At 70.9% G+C, this 24,301-nt stretch carries 23 protein-coding genes and 1 pseudogene; 13 read left to right on the top strand and 11 right to left on the bottom strand.

Annotated features, from left to right (window positions below; translation table 11 throughout):
• The first annotated feature begins 174 nt into the window (after positions 1 to 174).
• Entirely contained in the window at positions 175 to 1,923 is a 1,749-nt protein-coding gene (gene lysS, locus ACIG0D_RS15130; RefSeq protein ID WP_399800354.1) for a lysine--tRNA ligase, read from the top strand.
• Between the two features lie 67 nt (positions 1,924 to 1,990).
• On the opposite strand, the gene ACIG0D_RS15135 is transcribed toward lysS, so the two are convergent.
• The 3 genes from ACIG0D_RS15135 to ACIG0D_RS15145 form a co-directional block, all read right to left on the bottom strand.
• Positions 1,991 to 3,244, bottom strand: a complete 1,254-nt coding sequence (locus tag ACIG0D_RS15135) for a DUF2637 domain-containing protein (protein WP_399800357.1) — start codon at positions 3,242 to 3,244, stop codon at positions 1,991 to 1,993.
• 105 nt (positions 3,245 to 3,349) lie between these two features.
• A complete protein-coding gene (locus tag ACIG0D_RS15140) occupies positions 3,350 to 4,237 on the bottom strand; it encodes a DUF3558 family protein (RefSeq protein ID WP_399800360.1) in 888 nt (295 codons plus the stop codon).
• 105 nt (positions 4,238 to 4,342) lie between these two features.
• Positions 4,343 to 5,221: a DUF3558 domain-containing protein gene (locus ACIG0D_RS15145; protein ID WP_399800363.1), complete on the bottom strand. Its 879-nt coding sequence runs from the start codon at positions 5,219 to 5,221 to the stop codon at positions 4,343 to 4,345.
• 171 nt (positions 5,222 to 5,392) lie between these two features.
• On the opposite strand from ACIG0D_RS15145, the gene ACIG0D_RS15150 reads away from it, so the two are divergent.
• Positions 5,393 to 6,586: an RtcB family protein gene (locus ACIG0D_RS15150; protein WP_399800365.1), complete on the top strand. Its 1,194-nt coding sequence runs from the start codon at positions 5,393 to 5,395 to the stop codon at positions 6,584 to 6,586.
• Here the strand turns inward: ACIG0D_RS15150 and ACIG0D_RS15155 are convergent.
• Together ACIG0D_RS15155 and ACIG0D_RS15160 are read right to left on the bottom strand one after the other, a co-directional pair.
• Positions 6,583 to 7,848 (bottom strand): GNAT family N-acetyltransferase, encoded by a 1,266-nt coding sequence (locus ACIG0D_RS15155; protein ID WP_399800368.1) that lies wholly within the window; start codon positions 7,846 to 7,848, stop codon positions 6,583 to 6,585. The genes ACIG0D_RS15150 and ACIG0D_RS15155 overlap by 4 nt on opposite strands.
• A gap of 27 nt (positions 7,849 to 7,875) precedes the next feature.
• Positions 7,876 to 8,652 carry an SDR family NAD(P)-dependent oxidoreductase gene (locus tag ACIG0D_RS15160; protein WP_399800370.1) on the bottom strand — a complete coding sequence of 259 codons (777 nt, stop codon included), beginning with the start codon at positions 8,650 to 8,652 and terminating at the stop codon, positions 7,876 to 7,878.
• A gap of 134 nt (positions 8,653 to 8,786) precedes the next feature.
• Here ACIG0D_RS15160 and ACIG0D_RS15165 point away from each other — a divergent pair, with 134 nt between their 5' ends.
• Positions 8,787 to 9,215 (top strand): ester cyclase, encoded by a 429-nt coding sequence (locus ACIG0D_RS15165; RefSeq protein WP_399800373.1) that lies wholly within the window; start codon positions 8,787 to 8,789, stop codon positions 9,213 to 9,215.
• A gap of 17 nt (positions 9,216 to 9,232) precedes the next feature.
• Here the strand turns inward: ACIG0D_RS15165 and ACIG0D_RS15170 are convergent, their stop codons facing one another.
• Entirely contained in the window at positions 9,233 to 9,568 is a 336-nt protein-coding gene (locus ACIG0D_RS15170) for a YnfA family protein (RefSeq protein WP_399800375.1), read from the bottom strand.
• A 142-nt stretch (positions 9,569 to 9,710) separates the two neighbouring features.
• Between ACIG0D_RS15170 and ACIG0D_RS15175 the strand changes: the two genes are divergently transcribed.
• From ACIG0D_RS15175 to ACIG0D_RS15195, 5 genes are all read left to right on the top strand, one after another.
• Positions 9,711 to 10,208, top strand: coding sequence for a hypothetical protein (locus ACIG0D_RS15175; RefSeq protein ID WP_399800378.1), 498 nt, complete (start codon positions 9,711 to 9,713; stop codon positions 10,206 to 10,208).
• Between the two features lie 70 nt (positions 10,209 to 10,278).
• Positions 10,279 to 11,367: an LLM class flavin-dependent oxidoreductase gene (locus ACIG0D_RS15180; RefSeq protein WP_399800380.1), complete on the top strand. Its 1,089-nt coding sequence runs from the start codon at positions 10,279 to 10,281 to the stop codon at positions 11,365 to 11,367.
• 206 nt (positions 11,368 to 11,573) lie between these two features.
• The gene (locus tag ACIG0D_RS15185; protein WP_399800382.1) at positions 11,574 to 12,215 is read left to right on the top strand and encodes a CE1759 family FMN reductase; all 642 of its coding nucleotides are present in this window, start codon (positions 11,574 to 11,576) and stop codon (positions 12,213 to 12,215) included.
• Between the two features lie 75 nt (positions 12,216 to 12,290).
• Positions 12,291 to 13,052 (top strand): response regulator transcription factor, encoded by a 762-nt coding sequence (locus ACIG0D_RS15190; RefSeq protein WP_399800384.1) that lies wholly within the window; start codon positions 12,291 to 12,293, stop codon positions 13,050 to 13,052.
• Complete coding sequence (locus ACIG0D_RS15195; RefSeq protein WP_399800387.1) at positions 13,053 to 14,471, top strand: ATP-binding protein; 1,419 nt, start codon at positions 13,053 to 13,055, stop codon at positions 14,469 to 14,471.
• A gap of 43 nt (positions 14,472 to 14,514) precedes the next feature.
• Here the strand turns inward: ACIG0D_RS15195 and ACIG0D_RS15200 are convergent, their stop codons facing one another.
• Both ACIG0D_RS15200 and ACIG0D_RS15205 read right to left on the bottom strand, forming a co-directional pair.
• Positions 14,515 to 14,898, bottom strand: a complete 384-nt coding sequence (locus ACIG0D_RS15200) for a hypothetical protein (RefSeq protein ID WP_399800390.1) — start codon at positions 14,896 to 14,898, stop codon at positions 14,515 to 14,517.
• 194 nt (positions 14,899 to 15,092) lie between these two features.
• Positions 15,093 to 15,698, bottom strand: a complete 606-nt coding sequence (locus ACIG0D_RS15205) for a response regulator transcription factor (RefSeq protein WP_399800392.1) — start codon at positions 15,696 to 15,698, stop codon at positions 15,093 to 15,095.
• Positions 15,699 to 16,325: 627 nt separating this feature from the next.
• Here ACIG0D_RS15205 and ACIG0D_RS15210 point away from each other — a divergent pair.
• The 3 genes from ACIG0D_RS15210 to ACIG0D_RS15220 all read left to right on the top strand — a co-directional run bounded on the left by ACIG0D_RS15210 (position 16,326) and on the right by ACIG0D_RS15220 (position 19,624).
• Complete coding sequence (locus tag ACIG0D_RS15210; protein ID WP_399800394.1) at positions 16,326 to 17,687, top strand: UDP-glucose dehydrogenase family protein; 1,362 nt, start codon at positions 16,326 to 16,328, stop codon at positions 17,685 to 17,687.
• A gap of 168 nt (positions 17,688 to 17,855) precedes the next feature.
• On the top strand, positions 17,856 to 18,026 hold the full coding sequence (locus ACIG0D_RS15215; RefSeq protein ID WP_399800396.1) for a hypothetical protein: 171 nt from the start codon (positions 17,856 to 17,858) through the stop codon (positions 18,024 to 18,026).
• An 80-nt stretch (positions 18,027 to 18,106) separates the two neighbouring features.
• Complete coding sequence (locus ACIG0D_RS15220) at positions 18,107 to 19,624, top strand: glycosyltransferase (RefSeq protein ID WP_399800398.1); 1,518 nt, start codon at positions 18,107 to 18,109, stop codon at positions 19,622 to 19,624.
• Between the two features lie 251 nt (positions 19,625 to 19,875).
• Here ACIG0D_RS15220 and ACIG0D_RS15225 read toward each other — a convergent pair whose 3' ends face one another.
• From ACIG0D_RS15225 to ACIG0D_RS15235, 3 genes and pseudogenes are all read right to left on the bottom strand, one after another.
• Complete coding sequence (locus tag ACIG0D_RS15225) at positions 19,876 to 20,445, bottom strand: hypothetical protein (protein WP_399800401.1); 570 nt, start codon at positions 20,443 to 20,445, stop codon at positions 19,876 to 19,878.
• 124 nt (positions 20,446 to 20,569) lie between these two features.
• Positions 20,570 to 20,994, bottom strand: a pseudogene (locus tag ACIG0D_RS15230) (ATP-binding protein); the annotation flags it as partial.
• A gap of 279 nt (positions 20,995 to 21,273) precedes the next feature.
• Positions 21,274 to 21,915, bottom strand: coding sequence for a hypothetical protein (locus tag ACIG0D_RS15235; RefSeq protein ID WP_399800403.1), 642 nt, complete (start codon positions 21,913 to 21,915; stop codon positions 21,274 to 21,276).
• A gap of 261 nt (positions 21,916 to 22,176) precedes the next feature.
• On the opposite strand from ACIG0D_RS15235, the gene hemL reads away from it, so the two are divergent.
• Positions 22,177 to 23,493 carry a glutamate-1-semialdehyde 2,1-aminomutase gene (gene hemL, locus ACIG0D_RS15240; protein WP_399800406.1) on the top strand — a complete coding sequence of 439 codons (1,317 nt, stop codon included), beginning with the start codon at positions 22,177 to 22,179 and terminating at the stop codon, positions 23,491 to 23,493.
• Positions 23,490 to 24,176 (top strand): histidine phosphatase family protein, encoded by a 687-nt coding sequence (locus ACIG0D_RS15245; RefSeq protein ID WP_399800409.1) that lies wholly within the window; start codon positions 23,490 to 23,492, stop codon positions 24,174 to 24,176. The genes hemL and ACIG0D_RS15245 overlap by 4 nt, the downstream gene beginning before the upstream one ends.
• The last annotated feature ends 125 nt before the right edge of the window (positions 24,177 to 24,301 follow it).

Consider the following 24,301-nt stretch of genomic DNA (forward strand, 5'->3'; position numbering starts at 1 on the left):
GGGGGGTGCGGTGTATCGACGGGTGCGGGCCGGTGGGGGTTGTTCGCGCAGTTCCCCGCGCCCCTGAGGCAGGCGGCTGCGCCGCCATCCGCGGTGGCTTCGAAAAGGCGTTTTCTCGGATGCGGCACGTCCTGGGACAATGGGTCCACCATCAAGCCTTCAGCAACAGAGGACGTGCCGATCGTGGCTCAGAGCACCGAGACCACCGACTGGGTCTCCCGTTTCGCGGATGAGGTCATCGAGGAGTCGGAGCGTCGGGCCCCGGGCAAACCGGTCGTCGTCGCGTCCGGGCTTTCGCCCTCCGGCCCGATCCACCTGGGCAACCTGCGCGAGGTCATGACTCCGCACCTCGTCGCCGACGAGATCCGGCGGCGCGGGTACGAGGTCCGGCACCTGATCTCCTGGGACGACTACGACCGGTACCGCAAGGTGCCCGCCGGGGTCGCCGGCATCGACGACTCCTGGGCCGAGCACATCGGCAAGCCGCTGACCTCCGTGCCGGCGCCCAAGGGCTCGCCCCACCCGAACTGGGCCGAGCACTTCAAGGCGGCCATGATCGAGGCGCTGGGCGAGCTGGGCGTCGAGTTCGACGGGATCAGCCAGACCGAGCAGTACACCTCGGGGGCGTACCGGGAGCAGATCCTGCACGCCATGAAGCACCGGCACGACATCGACGCCGTCCTCGCGCAGTACCGGACCAAGCCGAAGCCGTCCGCCGCCGTGAAGAAGCAGCAGAAGCCGGTCGACGAGGCCGAGCTGGAGGCCGCCGAGGGCTCCGGCGCCGCCTCCGAGGACGACGGCAGCTCCGGCTCCGCCGGGTACTTCCCGTACAAGCCGTACTGCGGCAACTGCGAGAAGGACCTCACCACCGTCACCGCCTACGACGACACGACCACCGAGCTGACGTACGCCTGCACCGCGTGCGGCTTCTCGGAGACCGTCCGGCTCAGCGAGTTCAACCGCGGCAAGCTGGTCTGGAAGGTCGACTGGCCGATGCGCTGGGCGTACGAGGGCGTGATCTTCGAGCCGAGCGGTGTCGACCACTCCTCGCCGGGCTCGTCGTTCCAGGTCGGCGGGCAGATCGTCGGGATCTTCGGCGGCAAGCAGCCCATCGGCCCGATGTACGCCTTCGTCGGCATCTCCGGCATGGCGAAGATGTCGTCGTCCAAGGGCGGCGTGCCCACCCCGGCCGACGCGCTGAAGATCATGGAGCCGCAGCTGCTGCGCTGGCTGTACGCCCGCCGCAAGCCGAACCAGTCCTTCAAGATCGCCTTCGACCAGGAGATCCAGCGGCTCTACGACGAGTGGGACAAGCTCGACGCCAAGGTCGCCGACGGCACCGCGCTGCCCGCCGACGTCGCCGCGCACTCGCGCGCGGTGCGCACCGCCGCCGGTGAGCTGCCGAAGACGCCGCGCCCGATGCCGTACCGGACGCTCGCGTCCGTCGCCGACATCACCGCCGGCCACGAGGACCAGGCGCTGCGCATCCTCAGCGAGCTGGACCCGACGCGTCCGCTCGGCTCGCTGGACGAGGTGCGGCCCCGGTACGAGAAGGCCGAGGCGTGGATCAACACCCACGTCCCCGCCGACCAGCGGACCATCGTGCGCGAGGAGCCCGACACCGAGCTGCTGAAGTCGCTCGACGACCAGGCGCGCGAGTCGGTCCGCCTGCTGCTCGACGGGCTCGCGGACCACTGGTCCCTCGACGGGCTGACCCACCTGGTCTACGGCGTGCCGAAGGTGCAGGCCGGCTTCTCGGCCGACGCGACGCCCAAGGAGCTGCCGCCGGAGATCAAGACCGCCCAGCGGGCGTTCTTCGTGCTGCTGTACCACCTGCTGGTGGGCCGTGACACCGGTCCGCGGCTGCCCACGCTGCTGCTGGCGGTCGGACAGGAGCGGGTGCGGCGACTGCTCGGCGAGTAAGAGCCGCCTCGTACGACGAAGGGGGCGCCCGGCGAACACCGGGCGCCCCCTCCTCGTCTGCGGGCGCTTACGCGATGTGGTCCTCCTCCAGCTCCGCGTTGAAGCGCTGCTGGAAGCGGTCCGAGAGGGCCTTCAGGGCGCTCGGGGTGAGCTTCACGCCGTAGGTCGCCTCGATGTTGTCGCCGAGGACGCCCGGGGTGGGGAAGCTGCCGTCGATCGACTGGCGGAACACCTGGTAGTACGCCTCCTCGTCGGGCTCCGGGGTGCCGCCGCCCTCGCCCAGCTCCCGGGTGCGGCCCGGGCCGACCGGGATGGGGAAGCTGCCGGTGTCGTCCGCCGGGGGCTCCTCCTGGTACTGGTCCTCGTACTCCTCCGCCAGGCGCTGCTCCTCGTACCACTGGGCGTACGCGGCGTCCGGGTCGTAGTTCGGGTCGTAGCCGCCCTGGTACTGGACCGTGTGCGGGTCGCGGGCGTGGAGCCAGGGGTTCTGGGCGGGTTCCGGGGCCTGCCCCTGGACGGGGCCGCCCTGCTGCCGCGGCGCGGGCGCCTGGGCCGCCGCGGCGAGCTGCGGCTGCCCGGGCTGCTGCTCGACCTGCTGCGGCTGGGGCGGAGCCGGCGGGATCAGGGCCGGTTCTATGCCCGCCGCCGCCAGGCCCGCCGGGGCCGTCTCCGCGAGGGGGACGCCGTAGCGGGCCAGGCGCAGCGGCATCAGGGACTCCACGGGGGCCTTGCGGCGCCAGGCGCGGCCGAAGCGGGAGCGCAGGCGGGCCTGGTAGACGAGACGTTCCTGCTCCAGCTTGATGACCTGGTCGTAGGAGCGCAGCTCCCACAGCTTCATCCGGCGCCACAGGAGGAAGGTGGGGACCGGCGAGAGCAGCCAGCGGGTGAGGCGGACGCCCTCCATGTGCTTGTCCGCCGTGATGTCGGCGATCCGGCCGATCGCGTGCCGGGCCGCCTCGACCGCCACCACGAACAGCACCGGGATCACCGCGTGCATCCCGACGCCGAGCGGGTCCGGCCAGGCCGCCGCGCCGTTGAAGGCGATCGTCGCCGCCGTCAGCAGCCAGGCCGTCTGGCGCAGCAGGGGGAACGGGATACGGATCCACGTCAGCAGCAGATCCAGGGCGAGCAGGACACAGATGCCCGCGTCGATGCCGATCGGGAAGACGTAACTGAAGTCCCCGAAGCCCTTCTTGAGGGCGAGTTCGCGTACGGCTGCGTACGAGCCCGCGAAGCCGATGCCCGCGATGATCACGGCACCGGTCACCACCACGCCGATGAGAACGCGGTGCATCCGTGTCAGCTGTATGGGCGCGGCCACCCGTACTCCCCTCCCACTGCGTGTTGTTGCGCGCAACAGGGTGGCACACGTGTGCGGAGAACGAGTGGCCGGTCCGTGCAGGGCTGCGCTTTCGTGACCCTCGGGTCAGCTCTTCTTCGCCGGGGTCTTCGACGCGGTGGCCGAGGAAGTGGCCGAGGAAGCGGCCGGCTTCGACGGGGAGCCGGACGGGGAGCCGGTCGCGCCCGGGGACTTCGCCGAGGCGCCGCCGCCCTTCCCGTTCGCCTCCGTCACCGCGGCGACCACCTCCTTGGCGGCCTTCGTCGCGTCCTTCATCAGGTCGTCGGCGTCCGGCGTCTTCTCGCCCGCCAGGCCCGCGCCGTTGTAGTCGAGGGTGACGACCACGTTCTCCACGCGCGCCACGATCGTCTGCTGCTTGAAGGAGCCTTCCTTCTTCTTCAGGTCGTAGCGCACCGCGGTCGCCTCGTCGCCCGTGCCGGCCAGCGGCTCGGCCTTGGTGTTCTTCGCGCCCTCGACCGAGCGGACGTCGGTGACCTGCTTCTCGTAGTACTCCTGGGCCAGCTCCTCGCCCGAGCCGCGCGTCACATCGGACTCGAAGCGCAGCAGGGAGACGTTCAGCCAGCGGAACTGGGAGCCCTTCACACCGTTGTTGTCCAGGCTGTCCCAGGAGCAGCTGGCCCGCGAAGAGATATCGTCGGAGTTGCCTTCCTTGCCCGACTTCGTTCCCTTCGGGACGAGTTCACCCAGCGTCTTCTTCGACAGCACGTCACACGGCTTCGGCAGCGTCCCGTACGCCGCCGCCTGCACCGTCGGCGACGGGCTCGCCGTCACGCTCGGGCTCGCGGACGCCTTCGCCTCGCCGTCGGAGCCGGAGTCCGAGGAGCAGCCGGCGGCGAGCAGGATCACGGGGAGGGCGGCGGCGGAGACAAGGACGCGGCCGCGCCGTCCGGCTCGCTCAACACGCTGGTCACGCTTCTCTCGCTGTGCTCGTCGCTGCATGGTTCCTTCACTCATGACGCTCGGTTCCTGCGGTCGGATCGGGTCCGAGGGGCCACGGTACGCGGTGAAGGAACCGTGCGGTTCCGGTTCGGCGGATGTGCGCGGGCGCGGGGAGCGGGGCTAACCGGCCAGCGAGTCGGCCAGTTGGGACGCCAGATTCCTGGCCCTGTCCTGCATTTCCTTGCTGTCCGGCACCATGCCGACCGTCGCCGGCTGCTCCTCGTACTCGATGGTCACGATGACGTTCGACGTGCGGAACGCCACAGTCACCGTGCGCTGCTTGGCCGTCGAACCGCTGCTGCTCAGCTCGTCGTCCAGGAACGCCTCGTCACCGAGGTCGTCGAGGGTGCGGGGCTGGAGATCGGTCGGGGTGGCGCTGGGGGAACCGGACGGAGAGCCGGAGGGGGACCCGGAGGGCGAGCCGCTGGGACCGCGCGAGGTGGCCTTGGCGGGATCGGCGGAGGGGCCGGTGGACGCGCCGGCCGAGGGGGTGCCCGAGGGGGAGCCGGACGACGGCCCCTCGGACGCCTCGGACGTGGCCGCCGTCGGCAGCGGAAGGTCCGCCTTCGCCTGCTTCACCGCGAACAGTTGCTGCGCCTGGTTGTCGTCGCTGACGGTGTTGTCGTACGACACCACCCGCTCCAGGTCGACGAACAGATAGTTCGTGGCCGTCGCGGACGACACCTTCCAGCGGCAGCCCACCTTGCGGTCGTTGTCGAAGGTGAGGGTGGCCTCGCCCTCGTAGGCCTTCTCGCGCTGCTCCTCGTCGGCGATCTGGGCGATGCCGGGCAGCAGGGCGTCGAGGGTGTCCTCACCGACCGCGGAACAGGGTTCCGGGAGGGAGCGGTAGCGGCCGGGTTCGGCGGCGGCCGTGGCGGTGCCCGCGCCGTCGGGATTGGTGCCGTCCGTGGTGCCGCCGTCGTCGGAGCCGCCGGTGCAGCCGGCCAGCAGGGCCGCGAGGAGCGCGGCGGTGCCGGATACGTACGCCTTCCGCTGCACGGTCAGGCTCCTCTCGCGGTGGTAAATCGGTTGCCGGGCCGATCGCTGCCCTGGACACAATGTGTATCGCACGCGCAGCCGTGGACGCCGGTCCGTTGCCTCTTTCATCGACCTTGGCTCCGGTTTTTGCGATTCGAGAATTCTGTCCTGACTTACGGGGGATGAGGCGTTATGTCGTACGTGGAGATGCCGGGCGCGAAGGTGCCGATCCGGATGTGGACCGACCCGACGACGGTCGAGGAGGGCGCCCTCCAGCAGCTCCGCAACGTCGCGACCCTGCCGTGGATCAAAGGTCTGGCCGTCATGCCGGACGTCCACTACGGCAAGGGCGCGACCGTCGGCTCCGTCATCGCCATGCAGGGCGCGGTGTGCCCGGCCGCGGTCGGGGTCGACATCGGCTGCGGGATGTCGGCGGTGAAGACGTCCCTGACCGCGAACGACCTCCCGGGGGACCTGTCCCGGCTGCGGTCGAGGATCGAGCAGGCGATTCCGGTGGGGCGGGGGATGCACGACGACCCCGTGGATCCGGGGCGGCTGCACGGGTTCGGTACGGCGGGGTGGAGCGACTTCTGGGGGCGGTTCGACGGGGTCGCCGAGGCGGTGAAGTTCCGTGAGGAGCGGGCCGCCAAGCAGATGGGAACTCTCGGCTCGGGGAATCACTTTTGTGAGATTTGTGTAGATACGTCCGGTTCGGTGTGGCTGATGCTGCACTCCGGCTCCCGGAACATCGGCAAGGAACTGGCCGAGCACCACATCGGCATCGCCCAGAAGCTCCCGCACAACCAGGGCCTGGTCGACCGCGACCTCGCCGTCTTCATCGCGGACACCCCGCAGATGGCGGCGTACCGCAACGACCTGTTCTGGGCGCAGGAGTACGCCAAGTACAACCGCTCGATCATGATGGCGCTCCTGAAGGACGTGGTCCGCAAGGAGTTCAAGAAGGCGAAGCCGACCTTCGAGCAGGAGATCAGCTGCCACCACAACTACGTGGCGGAGGAGCGCTACGAGGGCATGGACCTGCTCGTGACCCGCAAGGGCGCGATCCGGGCCGGCTCCGGCGACTACGGGATCATCCCGGGCTCGATGGGCACGGGGTCGTACATCGTGAAGGGTCTCGGCAACGAGAAGTCCTTCAACTCGGCCTCGCACGGCGCGGGCCGGCGCATGAGCCGCAACGCGGCCAAGCGCCGGTTCACCACGAAGGACCTGGAGGAGCAGACGCGGGGCGTGGAGTGTCGTAAGGACTCCGGCGTCGTCGACGAGATCCCGGGCGCCTACAAGCCGATCGAGCAGGTCATCGACCAGCAGCGGGACCTCGTCGAGGTGGTCGCGAAGCTCAAGCAGGTCGTCTGCGTGAAGGGCTAGCCGAGCCGCTTCTCCAGCAGGGTCACCGCGTACGGGCTGCCCGTGCCGTCCGTTTTGGCGGGCTGTTCGCCGACCACCGTGTAGCCCGCCTTCTCGTAGTAGGAGCGCAGGCGGGGGTTGGTGGAGAGGCAGTCGAGGCGGGCGTAGGGGCGGGTGGCGGCCTGGACGCGGGACTCGGCGTGGGCGAGGAGGGCGCGGCCGGTGCCGGGTGGGGTGGTGTGGGGGAGCGTCATCAGGCGGTGGATGTAGCCGGCGTCCGGGGGGCGGGGGCCCCAGGCCGCCGGGTCGGTCCACCAGAGTTCGTAGGCGCCGGTGAGGTGGCCGTCGGCGTACGCCAGCCAGACCTCGCCCTCGGCGACGCGGGTGCGGAAGTGGGCCTCGTCCTTCTCGCCGGGCTTCCACTGGTCGATGCCGCGGGCCAGTTGCCACAGGGCCGCCGTGTCGCGGAGGCGGACCAGGGTGGGGGCGTCCGCGTCGGTCGCCCTGCGGTAGGTGAGGGCCGGCCGGGTGGTGGGGGCGTCGTCGAGGAGGTGCGCGCGGAGGGTTGCCGCGAGGTCCGTGGCGTTCATCGCGAGGGCCTGTTCCACGTAGCCCTCGATCGAGCCGTAGCGGGATCCGAGGGCTGCCAGGAACAGGCGCATCACTGATGCGGGGGCTCTGCCGTAGGACGGCCAGGTGGGGGTGCGGCCGTCGTTGCGGGCGGTCCACTCCGCGAGGAGGGCGGGGGTGGCGAGTTCGGTGAGGGTGAAGTCCTCGATGATCGTGGGCTCGTCGACGCCGAGCAGGCCGAGGACCAGCGCCGCCAGTTCGCCGGTGCGGTCCTTGCCCGAGGCGCAGTGGAAGACCAGGGGGGTTCGCGAGCGGGCCGCCTCGGCGATCAGTTCCAGGGAGCGGCGGATCTCCTTGGTGCCGTCCTCGGCGACCTCCATATAGCGTTCGGCGAGGTAGGGGCCGGCGTCGGTGTCCGCGGTCAACGCCGCTTGGTCGTACGGGCGGTGTTCGATGCTCAGGTTGTGGTAGGCGACGGACGGGTGCTCGGGGACGCGGCCCCGGGCGTCGATCTCCCAGGGATGGCGCAGGTCGATGACCGTGCCGATGCCGAGGGAGAGGAACCGGTCCCAGTCCGGGGTGCCGGGGCGCAGCTTGCCGAGGGAGTCCGAGCGGTACAGACGGCCGGGCCGGACGCGCCGGCCGTCTGTCGTCGTATAGCCGCCCAGGTCGCGGAAGTTGTGCAGACCGGCGAAGGGTATGTGTCTGTCCACGTCCGCGAGCCTACGGCGGCGACCGCCCTACTCGCCCTGCTTCTCGCGGTGCAGCTTGGTGTTGGAGGCCTGGGCGCGCGGGCGGACCACCAGCAGGTCGATGTTGACGTGGCTGGGGCGGGTCACCGCCCAGGTGATGGTGTCGGCGACGTCGTCGGCGGTCAGCGGGTCGGGCACGCCCTCGTAGACCTTCGCCGCGCGCTCGGCGTCCCCGTCGAACCGGGTCAGCGCGAACTCCTCCGTCTTGACCAGGCCGGGCGCGATCTCGATCACCCGGACCGGGCGGCCGACGATCTCCAGGCGCAGGGTCTCGGCGAGGACGTGGGCGCCGTGCTTGGCGGCGACGTAGCCCGCGCCGCCCTCGTAGGTGCCGTGCCCGGCGGTGGAGGAGACGACGACCACCGTGCCGTCGCCGCTCGCCTCCAGCTTGGGCAGCAGGGCCTGGGTGAGGTTGAGGGTGCCGATGACGTTGGTCTCGTACATCTGCCGCCAGTCGTCGGGGTCGCCGCTCTCCACCGGGTCCAGGCCGAGGGCGCCGCCCGCGTTGTTGACGAGGACGCCGACGGTCTTGAAGGCGGTGGCGAACTCGTCGACGGCCGCGCGGTCGGTGACGTCCAGCGGGTAGGCGGTGGCGGAGTGGCCGGTCGCGTTGATCTCCTCGGCGAGCGCCTCGATGCGGTCCTTGCGGCGGGCGGTGAGGACGACGCGGTATCCGGCCGCGGCCAGCCGGCGGGCGGTGGCGGCGCCGATTCCGCTGCTCGCACCGGTGACGACGGCGATGCGGGACGCGGCGGGCGGGGTCATACGGCTGCTCCTCGGGCGGTGGGGCGGGGGCGACGGCAGGCGGTACGGGCGGTACGGGCGGTACTGCTCGCCAGGATAGGCGTCGGCCCCGGTGGGAGAATGAGTTGGGTGATCCTCCCGATCGGAGGTGGATCATGGGAGAAGCGCGCGAGCTGATGGACCGGCTGACCGCGTCGGTCACCGGGCACGGGCACCTCGAGGCGCTCGCCGAGCTGTACGCGGAGGACGCGGTCGCTCTCACCCCGGACGGGGAGTTGCGGGGGCGGGACGCCATCGTCGAGTGGTGGGGTCAGCTGACGGAGGCGGTGCCGGACGCCTCGTACCGGCCGGTGAACACGTACGAGGTCGGTGACACGGCCATCGACGAGGGGGTCTACAGCGGGCGGAACACCGGGCCGGTGCGGCTGCCGTCCGGTGAGTCGCTGCCCCCGACGAACCGGGAGTTCGAGATCAACGGTGTCGATCTCGCCACCGTCCGGGACGGGCGGATCGTCAGTTACCGGGTCTACTTCGACCAGATGTCCTTCCTCGATCAGCTCGGGCTGCTGCCGGAGGAGAGCTGAGCACGCGCCGCGTGGTGTCACTCACCGCGCGGCGCCCACATGATCACGGCCATGCCGGCGAGGCAGATCAGCGCGCCGGCGATGTCCCAGCGGTCGGGCCGGTAGCCGTCGGCGAGGACGCCCCACAGGATCGATCCGGCGACGAAGATCCCGCCGTACGCGGCGAGGACGCGCCCGAAGTGGGCGTCCGGCTGGAGGGTGGCGACGAAGCCGTACGCGCCGAGGGCGAGGACTCCGCCGGTCACCCACAGCCAGCCGCGGTGTTCGCGCAGGCCCTGCCAGACCAGCCAGGCGCCGCCGATCTCCAGGACGGCGGCGGCGACGAAGAGGGCGGCGGAGCGGAGCACGGTCATGCCGGTCACCCTCGCACGCGCGCACCGGTGCGCTGTCACCGCTGTCACCTGATGGACGGCGCCTGGCGCGCTGCCCGCGTGGGATACATGCGTTCCGGGATGCGTCGGACGCATCGGACGCGGTGTGTGAGGAGTGGGTGGCGTGCGCGGACGAGGGTGTGTGGTGGGTACGGCGGTGGCGGCGCTGCTCCTGGCGGCGGCGCCCGGTGCGGCCGGGGCCGGTGCGTCAGGGGCGAGCGAGATCCGGGCCGGTGAACCCGAGGCGGATCTCGCGTACCACGGCGCGGCGGCGCTCGCGGGCGGCTGGCTGGACGTGCGGTTCCTGCCGCGCAACCACGGCCCGTCCGCCGTACCGGAGGCGACGGTGCGGCTGCGCTGGTCGGCGGAGCTGGAGGACCGGCAGGAGCTGCCGCAGGGGTGCGCCCGGTCGGGGGAGCGGGTGGTGCTGTGCCGGCTGGGGGCGCTGGCGGCGGACGGGCTGGGCGAGCAGGTCCGGCTGGGGGTGCGGCTGCGCGGGGCGCCGGCGGAGGTGCTGATGGAGTTCGACACGGTGTGGCGGGGCGGCACGGTGGACCGGAACCGGGAGAACGACCGGCAGCGCGTGCTGGTGCTGGACACGGGGGATCCGTACTACTTCTGAGCTGGGGAATAAGGGGCCGTCTCCTTCCGTTCGGGCGTATAGTTGAACAGTCAACCAAGTGGAGGCGGCCATGCAGTTCGGGATCTTCAGCGTCGGCGACGTCACGCCGGACCCCACCACGGGGCGTACGCCGACCGAGCGCGAGCGGATCAAGGCCATGGTCGCCATCGCGCTGAAGGCCGAGGAGGTGGGGCTGGACGTCTTCGCGACCGGTGAGCACCACAACCCGCCGTTCGTGCCGTCGTCACCGACCACCATGCTCGGGTACATAGCCGCCCGCACCGAGCGGCTGATCCTGTCCACGGCCACCACGCTGATCACCACCAACGACCCGGTGAAGATCGCCGAGGACTTCGCGATGCTCCAGCACCTGGCCGACGGCCGGGTGGACCTGATGATGGGCCGCGGCAACACCGGCCCGGTCTACCCCTGGTTCGGCCAGGACATCCGGCAGGGCATCAACCTCGCCATCGAGAACTACGCCCTGCTGCACCGCCTGTGGCGCGAGGACGTCGTCGACTGGGAGGGGAAGTTCCGTACGCCGCTGCAGGGGTTCACGGCGACCCCCCGCCCGCTGGACGGCGTACCGCCCTTCGTCTGGCACGGGTCGATCCGCTCGCCGGAGATCGCCGAGCAGGCCGCGTACTACGGCGACGGCTTCTTCCACAACAACATCTTCTGGCCCGCCGACCACACCAAGCGGATGGTCGAGCTGTACCGCACCCGGTACGCCCACTACGGGCACGGCACGCCCGAGCAGGCGATCGTCGGCCTGGGCGGACAGGTGTTCATGCGGCGCAACTCGCAGGACGCGGTGCGCGAGTTCCGGCCGTACTTCGACAACGCGCCGGTCTACGGCCACGGGCCCTCCCTGGAGGACTTCACCGCCCAGACCCCGCTGACCGTCGGCACGCCGGAGCAGGTGATCGAGAAGACCCTGACCTTCCGCGAGTACGCCGGTGACTACCAGCGCCAGCTGTTCCTGGTGGACCACGCGGGGCTGCCGCTGAAGACCGTGCTGGAGCAGATCGACCTGCTCGGCGAGGAGGTCGTGCCCGTGCTGCGCGAGGAGTTCGCGGCGCGGCGCCCGGCGGGCGTGCCCGAGGCGCCGACCCACGAGTCCCTGCTCGCCGCCGCCCGGAAGGAGACCGTGGCATGAAGGTCCCTGGCGTGGAAGCCCGTGGCGTGGGAGCCCCTGGCGTGAAGGCCCGTGGCGTGGGAGCCCCTGGCATAGAGGCCCGTGGCGTGGGAGCCCCTGGCGTGGAAGCCCGTGGCGTGGGAGGCCCTGGCATAGAGGCCCGTGGCGTGGGAGGCCCTGGCATAGAGGCCCGTGGCGTGGGAGGCCCTGGCATGGAGGCCCGTCGTATGAGGCTCGTCGTCGTCTCGGCGGGGCTGAGCGTCCCGTCGTCCACCCGGCTGCTGGCCGACCGGCTGGCCGTCGCGACCGTCGCGACCGTCGCGACCGCCGCGACCGCCGCGCGGGCCTCGGCGGAGGTGGAGGTGGAGGTGGAGGTCGTGGAGCTGCGCGACCTCGCCGTGGAGATCGCCCACCACCTCACCAGCGGCTTCCCCGGGCGCAGGCTGGCCGCCGCGCTCGACGCGGTGACCGGGGCCGACGGACTGATCGTCGTCACTCCCGTCTTCTCCGCCTCCTACAGCGGCCTGTTCAAGTCGTTCTTCGACGTGCTCGAACGGGACGCGCTGACCGGGAAGCCGGTGCTGATCGCCGCGACCGGCGGCTCCGCCCGGCACTCGCTGGTGCTGGACCACGCCCTGCGCCCGCTCTTCGCCCACCTGCGGGCCGTGGTCGTCCCGACCGGCGTCTACGCCGCCACCGAGGACTGGGGCGCCGAGGGCCTGGAGGGGCGGATCGAGCGGGCGGCGGGGGAGCTGGCCCGGCTGATGACGGGCCTGTCGGCGAGTGTGCCGAAGGCGCGGCCGGCCGGGGCGGAGACGACCGTCGTGCCCTTCGAGGAACAGCTCGCGGCGCTGCGGCGGAGCGGGTGAGAGGGCAGTAAGAAGCGGCTCCGGGCGTCGCCCGCGGCGGTCGTACGGCCGTACGGCTTTGCCACACTGGGACGCGTGGCCCCGACTGTTCTGCTCGCCGAAGACGACCGCGCGATCCGGCACGCCCTGGAGCGGGCCCTGACCCTGGAGGGCTACCGGGTCACCGCGGTCTCCGACGGCGTCGAGGCGCTGGCGCAGGCGCACCGCACCCCGCCGGACGTGCTGGTCCTGGACGTGATGATGCCCGGGATCGACGGCCTCCAGGTGTGCCGGGTGCTGCGCGCCGAGGGCGACCGTACGCCGATCCTGATGCTGACGGCGCTGGTGGAGACCGCGGACCGGATCGCGGGCCTGGACGCCGGTGCCGACGACTACGTGGTGAAGCCCTTCGACGTGGAGGAGGTCTTCGCCCGGCTGCGCGCGCTGCTGCGGCGTACGGCCGACGCGCCCGAGCCGCCGGTGCGTCCGGCGGCACCCGCACCCGCATCCGCATCCGCGCCCGCGCCGGAGCCCACGCCCGCCGGGCCGGTCGAGGCGCGGATGATCGAGGCCGCCGGGCTGCGGATGGACCCGCGGGCGCGGCGGGCCTGGCGCGGCGAGCGCGAACTGGAGCTGACCCGCACCGAGTTCGAGCTGCTGGAGCTGCTGGTGCGCAACGCGGGGATCGTCCTCGACCACTCCACGATCTACGACCGCATCTGGGGCTACGACTTCGGGCCGGGCTCCAAGAACCTCGCCGTCTACGTCGGCTATCTGCGCCGCAAGCTCGACCAGCCCGGCGCCCCGCAGCTCATCCACACGGTGCGCGGCGTGGGCTACGTGCTGCGGGAGAACTGAGTGGGGTGGCGACCGCGGCTGGTGTCGCTGGGCACCACGTTCGCGGTGTCCTTCGCGACGGTCACGGCCGCGGTGACCATCCTCGTCGGGTTCCTGTCCTACAACGCCGCCGCCCGGCTGGTCCGGGTCGACCAGGTGTCCGTGTTCGACGAGGTCGTGCGGGATCTGCGCGGTGAGGTGCGGCAGTACCGGATGAGCCCGGCGGACTTTTCCTCCTCCGCACCGGGCCACGACCTCGTACGCCCCGCCCGGACCGATGTCCAGGTGCTCGGCCCGGACGGCGGCATCGTCGACAAGGGCAACCCGGGGCTGCCGGTCACCGGCGCGGACCGGGAGATCGCCGCCGCGTGGATGGCCGGGCAGCTCGTCGTGCACGAGGACGTCGACGTCGGCGACGACGTCTACCGCGTCGCGACCGTCGCGCTCGGCGGCGGCCGGGGCGCGGTGCAGGTGGCGCAGGAGTTCAGCGACACCGAGGACCTGCTGCGCGCGCTCCAGCAGCGCACCCTGCTGCTGATGGCGGCGGTGGTCGTCGCGGCCGGGTTGTTCGGCTGGTGGCTGGCCCGGCGGATCACCCGCCGCCTGGTCATCCTCACCGACGCCGCCGAGGCCGTGGCCCGCACCCGGCGGCTCGGCATCGAGGTGCCCGTCACCGGTCACGACGAGGTGGGCCGGCTCGGCCGAGCCTTCGACCGGATGCTCGGCCGGCTCGCCCAGTCCGAGGAGGACCAGCGCCGCCTGGTCCAGGACGCCGGCCACGAACTCCGTACGCCCCTGACCTCCCTGCGCACCAACATCTCCCTGCTCCGGCGGATCGACGAGCTGCCGCCCGACACCCGCGCCGAACTGGTCGCGGACCTCGGTCAGGAGGCGCGGGAACTGACCGATCTGGTCAACGAGTTGGTGGACCTGGCGGCCGGTCAGTCCGACTCGGAGCCGCCGCAGCGGATCGACCTCGCCGACCTCGCCGAGGACGTGGTGGGCCTGGCCCGCCGCCGTACCGGCCGGGTGATCACCCTGCGGGTGAGCGGCGACACGACGACGGAGGGCCGGCCCGGGATGCTCACCCGGGCCATGTCCAACCTGGTGGAGAACGCGGCCAAGTTCGACCGGGCGGGCACGGCGCCCATCGAGCTGGTGCTCTCCGGGCCGGCCGCCGGTGCGTGCGGCCCGGTGCGCGTGGAGGTCCTGGACCGCGGCCCCGGCATCGCCGCCACCGACCTCGACCGCATCTTCGACCGCTTCTACCGCGCCCCCGACGCCCGCTCCCTGCCCGGCTCCGGGCTGGGCCTGTCCATCGTCCGCGAGGTGGCGTTGGCGCATGGCGGTGCGCCGTTCGCGTGCCCGCGGGACGGGGGTGGGTTGGTGATCGGGTTCACGGTGGAGGCGGGTGCGCCGGGGGCAGGCGATGGGGCTTGACCGGATTGCCCGTGGTTCGTCGCCGACGGGGGTCCCGAGGGCTCTACGGCGCCTCGAGATCCCTTGTCTGAGTTGTACCCGCGCCCTTCGGACGCTTGATCGTGAATTCGTCCGTGTAGGTGCCGCCGCCCTTGCACGTGACGGTGGCCACCGCCGGATCGCCCTTCTTGGAGATCTTGTTGAACTTGACCGAGTATTCGCTCGTCTCGGTTACGTCGGTCTTGTCCGTCTTGGCCTCGTCGCCGTCCTCCGTCTCGATCGTCACCTTGTTCGGGGAGTTGCCGTTAGGGCAGTCTTCGACCTCTCCCGTGACCGTGACTGTCGGTTTGGCCGGGTCGGCTGCTGCCGAGCCCGCCCCCGCGAGAGCGCTGCCGGCTGTCAGGGGGAGTACCGCTGCGATGGCGATGATGGTGGCGCGCTTGCGCATGATTTCTCCAGGCATTTCTGTCCTCACCGCGAATGGCTGCGAATGGCTGCGAATGAATGCGAATGAATGCGAAGGGACTGCGGTGAGGTATCTGCCTCTACCCAACCTCTGGCCTTCAGTCAGGGGGGTCAAGGGGCACGCCTACCCACGGGGTGAGGGTAGGACCACCCCGGGAACCCCGCATCCCCGCAGGTCTACGCCCCGTCGACGAGGCCGTGCTCGATGGCGAGCCGGGTGAGGTCGGACCTGCGTCGTGTGCCGGTCTTCTCGCCGATCCGGTCGAGATGTGAATGGACGGTGTTCGTGCTGATGCGGAGTCGGCAGGCGATTTCCCGGTCCGTCGCGCCGTTCGCGAGAAGTCGCAGAATCTCCTGTTCCCGTTCGGTGAAATGAGGGGCGTTTTTCAGGAGGTTCCCCACCGGCGCCGAAACGTAACTGCGACCGGAGGCCACGACCTTGATCGCCGTCAGGAGCTCGTCCCCCTCGGCCTGGCGGCTCAGGCATCCGCCGGCGCCCGCCCGGATCATCTGGACCGGGTCGATGTCCGCGGAGGACGACGCGACGATGACCGCATGCCCCTGCTTGCGCAGCTCCGCCACGGTCGCGGCGAGCCGCGCCCGTGACTGCAGAAGATCCAGGAGGACCACGTCGGCGCCCCCCAGGGCGCCGTCCGCGTCCCGCACCGACGACGCGGTGGCGACCAGCTGGAGGTCGGGGGCGGTGTCGATCAGATGCGAGATACCGTGCCGGACGAGCGGGCAGTCGCCGACGACCGCGATGCGCAGGACTGCGGTACCCACAGGCAGTGACTCCGATCTCGCGCGACGCGGACAGGCCCTGGCCCTCAGCCTCGGCGGCGTCGGCGGGTTCAGCGCGCCGGATTAGCCCGTCCGGGGGAACGCCGGATCAGCCCCTCCCAGGAGCGCCGCCGAGGCGACCGGCCGGCGGAGCACGGAGCGCAGGGCCACACCAGGCAGTACGGCTGATGCCCCGCCTCGTGCACAGATGAAGGCGGCCGCGCTGACGGCTTCTCTTGTACGTCACCCCCATCCGGCCACCCTTTCTGTTCCCCGCCCGCAGGCGGTCGATCCGTCCGTCGTCCATACGTCGGTCGAACCGCTCGGGTTCACTCGGTAGATCCCGTGCCTGACGCGTTTCGGTCGTGTCCTCCGCCCTGCGTCGGTGCCTTCCCCGCCGGGCACACGGTGGGGGCGGCTGCGCCGGGGGCGGGGAGCGGCGCCTGAGGACCAGAAGGATGATCACAACACGATCACGCCTCTTCGCGGATTCTTCACAACCCTCCTCGGTGGGCTATGTTGCCGATACATCTATATGGGGGGCGAGGTACCGCAGGTGGGGGGAACTACCTGATTCGGTGCAGTGATGACGCGCTCGACCATTCGGCAGCAAGGGAAATGGAGTCGAGCATGGCGGTCATCGCTGCACCGGAACCGGTCGGCGGCGGTGAGGCGGCTCCCCGCCTCACCGTCATAGGCACCGGCTATCTGGGTGCCACCCATGCCATCTGCATGGCCGTCCTGGGCTTCGACGTCCTCGGCGTGGACACGGACGAGGCGAAGGTCGACGCGCTCAACTCGGGCCGGGTGCCCTTCTTCGAGCCGGGCCTGCCGGAACTGCTGGCCAAGGCGCTCGACTCCGGCCGCCTGCGGTTCGGGACGAGTTTCGACGAGGCCGCGGACTTCGGCGACGTGCACTTCGTCTGCGTCGGCACCCCGCAGCAGCCGGACTCGGACGCCGCCGATCTGCGCTATGTGGACAGTGCCGTGACCGAGCTGGCCAGGCGGCTGGACCGGCGGGCGCTGGTGGTGGGCAAGTCCACGGTGCCGGTGGGGACGGCGGCGCGGCTCACCGAACTCGTCCGGCGCCTCGCACCCGCGGGGGAGGACGTCGAACTCGCCTGGAACCCGGAGTTCCTGCGTGAGGGATACGCCGTGGACGACACCCTGCGTCCGGACCGGCTGGTCTTCGGCGTCTCCTCCGACTGGGCCGAGCAGCGGCTGCGCGCCGCTTTCGGGCCCGTCATCGCCCAGGGCACCCCGGTGGTCGTGACCGATCTGACGACCGCCGAGCTGGTCAAGGTGGCCGCCAACTCCTTCCTCGCCACGAAGATTTCGTACATCAACGCCATGGCGGAGATCTGCGAGGCCACCGGCGGCGACGTCACCCGGCTCGCCGAGGCGCTGGCCTACGACGACCGGATCGGCGGCCGCTTCCTCAGGCCCGGCCTGGGCTTCGGCGGCGGCTGCCTGCCCAAGGACATCCGGGCGTTCGCCCACCGCGCCGAAGAGCTGGGCGTGGGGCAGTCGGTGGCGTTCCTCCGCGAGGTGGACGCGATCAACAAGCGGCGCCGTGCCCGCACCGTCGACCTGGTCGGTGAGCTGGTGGGCGGGGATCTGCTCGGCGTACGGGTGGCGGCGCTGGGCGCGGCGTTCAAGCCGAACTCCGACGACATCCGCGACGCTCCGGCCCTCGACGTCGCCGGTTCCCTGCACCGCCTGGGCGCCCATGTGACCGTGGTCGACCCGGCCGCCGCGGACAACGCGCGGCGCAGCCATCCCGAACTCGCCTACGCCGCGGACGCCCTGACCGCGGCGGCGGACGCCGATGTCGTCGTCCTGCTCACCGAGTGGAGCGAGTTCCGGCTGCTCGATCCCGAGGCGATGGGGGCGGTCGTCGCCCACCGGCGCATCGTCGACGGCCGGCACGCGCTCGATCCGGCCCAGTGGCGGGCCGCCGGCTGGGAGTACCGGGCCCTCGGCCGCCCGTGACACGGCACCGGGCGGCGGGCCCGAACTGAGCAAGACGCCATGAGGCGGGCCCGGGTTGCCTGATGCGGCGTACGTCACATCGGCAACTCCCGCCATTTTCTTTAACCTTCACATAGGATCTTCACACTATCTGCGATTTTTTCCTTACTCCTGGGGGGGAGCACACTTATGTCTGATGGACAGCAGCTGGCCGCTACCGGTGCCGGTGGACTCACGATCGCCGGTGTCACCGTCTACACCGGCTGGTGGATGCTCGCGCTGGCCGCCGGCGTCGTCCTCGCGGGTGTCCTGGTCACCCGCGTGGGCTTCCGCAGGCGTCAGTCCGTGGGCGAGGAGTGAGCCGGAGACGACGCAGCCAGGCACCGGTGCTGTCCGCGCGACAGCACCGGTCGGGCATGGTCCTGATCGGGATCTGCGGCTTGGCCCTGCTCACTGTCTGGACCGCTCACCACGCACTCGTGGTCTCCGACTGGGACTCCGAGACCACCGGCCGGCTGTCCTTCGTGTGGCTCGGCATGTTCGTGCTCTTCGCGATCCAGGTCACCCTGTATCACCTGGACCGCCCCACGCGGATCCCCGCCCGGGCGCAGGAGCGCCTGAACCGGCTGCACGTGTCCATCCTGATGCCGGTCTACAACGAGGACCCCGGCTATCTGAAGCTCGGCCTGGAGTCCTTCCTCCAGCAGAGCCGGCGCCCGGACAGCGTGCACGTCGTCGACGACGGCTCCACGACCACCGACTACGCCGACGTACGTGACTGGTGGCTGACGGCCGCCCCACAGGCGGGCGTGCACACGACCTGGCAGCGCGTCCCCAACGGCGGGAAGCGGCACGCCCAGGCGCACGGCGTGGAGGCGAGCCCGGACGCCGACGTCTACATCACCGTGGACTCCGACTCCTACCTCGATCCGCGCGCGGTCGAGGAGATCCTCAAGCCCTTCTCGAAGCGGCGCGTCCAGTCCGTCGCGGGCATCGTCATCGCGACGAACAACCACGGACCCGGCCGCCCCGTCTACGCGCCCCCGCAGAGCCACGGCTCGCACCGGGCGACGCGGCAGGCGAGGTGGCAGCACCGCAAGGCCGTCCTGTACTGGCGCAGCAGCCAGCTCCTGGCCCGCACCACGGACCTGTGGTTCGTCACCTCACAGATGGTCGACCGCTCCGGACAGTCCGCGGTCGGCGCCGTCATGGTCAACTCCGGTCCGCTCGCGGCGTACCGGGCCGGCGTCATCCGCGACAACCTGGGCTCGTACCTCAACGAGACGTTCATGGGGCGCGGCGTCGCCTTCAGCGACGACAGCATGCTCACGCTGTACGCCCAGGAGCGCGGTCTGACGGTGCAGCAGAGCACGGCCATCGTGTTCACCGCCATGCCGGAGCGCTGGAACCACTTCGGCCGGATGTACCTGCGGTGGATGCGGGGTTCGACGATCCGCTCCATCTGGCGGATGCGCTACCTGTCGCTGGCCCGGCCCGCCTTCTGGCTGCACACCATCCGCTGGACCCAGCTGGTGCTCACCCAGCTGGTCACCGTCTGGCTGCTCGTGGTGGAACCGCTCGCCTACGACAACATGCCGCCGCTGAGCATGTTGTGGATCCCGTTCCTGCTGGGCTGGGCCCAGGGGCTGCGCTACCTCGGGATCATCCGCACCGACGAGCGCATCCGCTCCCGGTTCCTGACCTGGCTGATGATGCCGGTGGCGATCATCATGGCCTGGACCTGGTTCCGCTGGCTGCGCTGGTACGGCATCTTCACCTGCGCCAAGACGGGCTGGGGCACCCGCCAGAACGGCGCCGAGGTATCCCTCGCAGCGGGACCCGCACCGACACCCGTCCCGCCCCCGCCGCCGGCCGCCTACGCCACCACGGACCCCTGGGACGAGACCGGCACACCCCATACCCAGCAGTACTGGCCGCCGATGGCGTCCACCCGCTGACCCACTCCGCCCCCGGCGCGCTTGTGACGCCGGGGGCGGATTTCTGCTTTCCACGGGGTCCGGCCCCACAGTCGCGCCGGGTGGCGTTCACGGTCTGAACTGGCCCCACCTTTCCGGCTCCAGGTGGTCACATGCCGTCGTGCAGGGCACCTGTGTTCCGGCTTGCTGCGGCCCGGCTTCCGGTCTCGCGTGGCCCCGGCCGAGGACGGGTCGGCGTATCTCCTCCACCCCTCGTCATGAGTCACACAGCGTCAGGTCGTTGACTGACCGTGGCGGTACTCCTCGGAGGGCATCGAGTCCCATTCGGTATTCGCGCCGTCGCGCGTCACCATGAACAACGGACGCGATCGCAGAACCTGCCCGACGAGTTGCCCGCGCACGACAACCCCGGGATCATCCGGTCCTGCATAGCCCTCGGGCGTGTAGCGAAAGTGCCCGTCCACCGCCTCGGCATAAGCGATTGCGTCGCTCTCCAGCTCAGACAAATCCCTCCCGACCAGCGAGATCCCGTCGTGCCCGACCTGGGGACCGTGCACGGCGTCGGCTGCGATGCAGAACAACCCCACAGCTTGGCTTACGTAAGCCGTGACGGCAGGCGGGGAAGGAGCCACCCCGCGACGGACCTCGACCTTCCAAGTCGGAGAGAAGATCGCATGGTCCCGTGCACAATCGCTGACCTTCGCCTGGCCGAGAACCTGAGCCGCCTCGACCACTTCGTCGACGGTCATACCGAACCGGAGCGGTCCGACGCCGACAGCCGGCGCATAGGACCACTCGCCCCGATCGGCGACCCCGGAATCGGCTTCGGTCTTGAACGCCATAGTCGCCCCCTGGAGACACCTGAAATCTTGCGGCCGCCCATCATGCCAATCACCGACCAGCAGACTGCCGGGTGCAGCCGAGCCGCGACCTGTCCCCAGCCTGCCAGGCTTGGCGGCCAGCACAGCGGACGCGGCAGCCGGCCATGGCCGCGGCCGTCCCGAGGCCGATCAGCAGGTGGGACTTGCCGGTGCCGGAGTCCCCGATCAGGCAGAGCGGCTCGCCTTTCTTGACCCAGTCGCAGGTGGCGAGGTTGTTGACCACGGCGGGAACGACGCTGGGGTTGGCGTTGTGGTCGAAGTCGGAGAGCCATTTCCGGCGGGGGAAGCCGGCCGCCCGGATCCGTCGCTCCGAGCGTCGCCGGTCCGGTCCTCGCACTCGGACATCAGCAGCTCGGCCAGGAACCCTCGGTAGGAGAGCCGTTCGCGTTCGGCACGGGCGACGAGGTCGGGGAACTGGGCTCGCATGGTGGGCAGCCGCAGGACCCGGCAGGCGGTGTCGATCGCCGCGTCGGAGGCGGTCTCGGCCAGGTTGTGGTGCAGGCCGGTCATGGCCAGCTCCCCCAGCAGCCACTCGTCGATCGTCTTCTTGAACGGATCCAACCCGGGAGAGGGCCACACCGGGGTCTTCCGCGGCCTGGGCACCGGCGACGCCAAAGCCTCGCGTACCAGTCGGCGATGCACGCCGTACTTGCGGGCCAGCGCCCGCATCGACAGCCCTTCCTGCCACGAGTCTCGGCGGATCCGCAGGAACAGCTCTTCCCTCGACAGAGCGTTAATGGCAGCCGGGAGACCCCCGGGCGCGGGGAGCCACTGATCAGCGCGCCCCGCTCAGGGCCACACCAGGCAGTACGGCTGATGCCCCGCCTCGTGCAGTCGGTGGCTGAAGTCCTGCCACTCGTGGAGGAGCTGGTACACGTTGAACGCGTCCCGGGGGCCGCCGCGGTCCGGGACCGTGGACCAGATGAAGGCCGCCGCGCCGACGGCCTCCTCGCCGATGTCGCGGAGGGGGTCGACGACCGTCATGGGGAGTTTCACGACGGCGTAGTCGGGGTGGAGGACGACGAGCTCCAGGGGCGGGACCTTGTGCAGGGGGACGCCCTCGATGCCCGTGAGGACCATCGCGGCCATCGTCTCCGGCTTGATCTTGGTGAACATGCCGTTCATGCCGAGCTCGTCGCCGCCGAGTTCCTCGGGGCGCATCGAGATCGGGACGCGGGCCGCGGTCGCACCGTCCGGCGCGCCGAAGTACTTGTACGTCACCCCCACCCGACCACCACTTCTGCTCCCCGCCCGCAGGCGGTCGATCCGTCCGTCGTCCATACGTCGGTCGAACCGCTCGGGTTCACTCGGAAGATCCCGTGACTGACGTGTTTCGGTCGTGTCCTCCGCGTCGCGTCGGTGCCTTCCCCGCCGGGCACGTCGAGGACCCAGGTCGTCAGTCCCCTCGCCCAGTCCGCCACCGCGATGCATATCTCCACCCGACTGCTTTTCTAGGACGCGTGGCCCCCGCCGCGCAACCCGATCATCGTGTCAGTGACCTCCCCCACGACCGCGCGCCGAAACGTGCCGGGAAACACCGGTCCGCCAGATCCTCGCGCCGGGAGTCGGCCCCTCTGACCAAGCCATGTCCAGTCTCGCAGATGGGTGGGGCCGACGCTCGGTTCTCCGGCCGCCTACCCTGAGGAGGTCACCCAGCAACCGGAGTCCGAGAAGTCGGAGAAGTCGCAGGTCATGAGCGAACTGCCCTATTCATACGAAGCGCCTGTCTCGCAGGCCCTGTTCGACCGTGCGGCGGCCGTCACGCCCGGCGGCGTGAACTCCCCGGTGCGCGCCTTCCGCGCCGTGGGCGGAACGCCCCGGTTCATGGTGTCCGGGAAGGGGGCCTGGCTCACGGACGCCGACGGGCGGGAGTACGTGGATCTCGTGTGCTCCTGGGGGCCCATGATCCTCGGGCACTCGCACCCCGAGGTCATCGCCGCCGTGCAGGAGGCCGTCGCCCGCGGCACGTCCTTCGGTACGCCGGGTGAGGGCGAGGTCGCGCTCGCCGAGGAGATCGTCGCCCGGGTCGCGCCCGTGGAGCAGGTGCGGCTGGTCTCCAGCGGTACGGAAGCGACCATGTCGGCCATCCGGCTCGCCCGCGGGTTCACCGGGCGGGCCAAGGTGATCAAGTTCGCCGGGTGCTACCACGGGCACGTCGACGCGCTGCTCGCCTCCGCCGGGTCCGGGCTCGCCACCTTCGCGCTGCCCGACACTCCCGGTGTGACCGGCGCGCAGGCCGGGGACACCATCGTGCTGCCGTACAACGACCTCGACGCCGTGCGCGCCGCCTTCCAGGCGCACCCCGGTGAGATCGCCTGTGTGATCACCGAGGCCTCGCCCGGCAACATGGGCGTCGTGCCGCCGATGCCCGGCTTCAACCAGGGGCTGAAGGACATCTGCGCCGAGAACGGCGCGCTGTTCATCTCCGACGAGGTCATGACCGGGTTCCGCACCAGCCGCGCCGGGTGGTTCGGGATCGACGGGGTCGTCCCGGACCTGATGACCTTCGGGAAGGTCATGGGTGGCGGGTTCCCCGCCGCCGCCTTCGGCGGCCGGGCCGACGTCATGGCGCACCTCGCGCCCGCCGGGCCCGTCTACCAGGCCGGCACCCTCTCCGGGAACCCGGTCGCCACCGCCGCCGGGCTCGCCCAGCTGCGGCTGCTCGACGACGCGGCGTACGCCAAGGTCAACGCGGTCTCGGAGCAGATCCAGGCGCTGGTCAGCGAGGCCCTGACGAAGGAGGGCGTCGCGCACACGCTGCAGAACGCCTCCAACATGTTCTCCGTCTTCTTCACCGACCGCCCGGTGCGAAACTACGACGACGCCAAGGCGCAGGAGTCGTTCCGCTTCACCGCGTTCTTCCACGCGATGCTGGCGAACGGCGTCTACCTGCCGCCGTCGTCCTTCGAGTCCTGGTTCGTCTCCACCGCCCACGACGAGCGGGCCCTCCAGAAGATCGCCGACGCCCTGCCGGCGGCGGCCCGCGCCGCCGCGGAGGCCACGGCATGAGCGCCGAGGGCCGGGACATCACCGTCGTCCATCTGATGCGGCACGGCGAGGTCGCCAACCCGGACGGGATCCTCTACGGGCGGCTGCCCGGCTATCACCTGTCCGACCTCGGGCGGCGCATGGCCGACCGGGTCGCCGAGCATCTGGCCTCCCGCGACATCACCTACGTCTGCTCCTCCCCGCTGGAGCGCGCGCAGGAGACCGCGGCGCCGATCGCCAAGGCGCACGGCCTGGACGTCGCCACCGACGCGCGGCTGATCGAGGCCGACAACGTCTTCCAGGGCAAGACCTTCGGTGTCGGCGACGGCGCCCTGAAGCGGCCGGAGAACTGGAAGCACCTGTTCAACCCGTTCAAGCCGTCCTGGGGCGAGCCGTACATCGACCAGGTCGTGCGGATGATGGGCGCGCTGGACGCCGCCAAGGACGCGGCCCGCGGGCACGAGGCCGTGCTGGTCAGCCATCAGCTGCCGATCTGGATCGTGCGGTCGTACGTCGAGCGGCGGCGGCTGTGGCACGACCCGCGGCGCCGGCAGTGCACCCTCGCCTCGCTGACGTCCTTCACCTACCAGGGCGACCGGATCGTCTCCGTGGGCTACAGCGAGCCCGCCATCGACCTGGTGCCCCCGCATCTGCGCGCCGGTGCCCGGCCGGTGAAGGGGCAGGACAAGGCGTTCGGGGCGTGAGGCCCCCGAGGCAGTGAGGCCCCTGAGGGGCGTGACTTCCGTACGTCCGTAAGTCCCGTAAAAGCCCTGCAAGCCTCATTGTTGCGAAAAGCGGATGATTTCGGGGCAACCAACCCGTTCGTCGT

It is taken from the genome of Streptomyces sp. NPDC052773 (assembly GCF_044547145.1).
GTDB lineage: Bacteria > Actinomycetota > Actinomycetes > Streptomycetales > Streptomycetaceae > Streptomyces.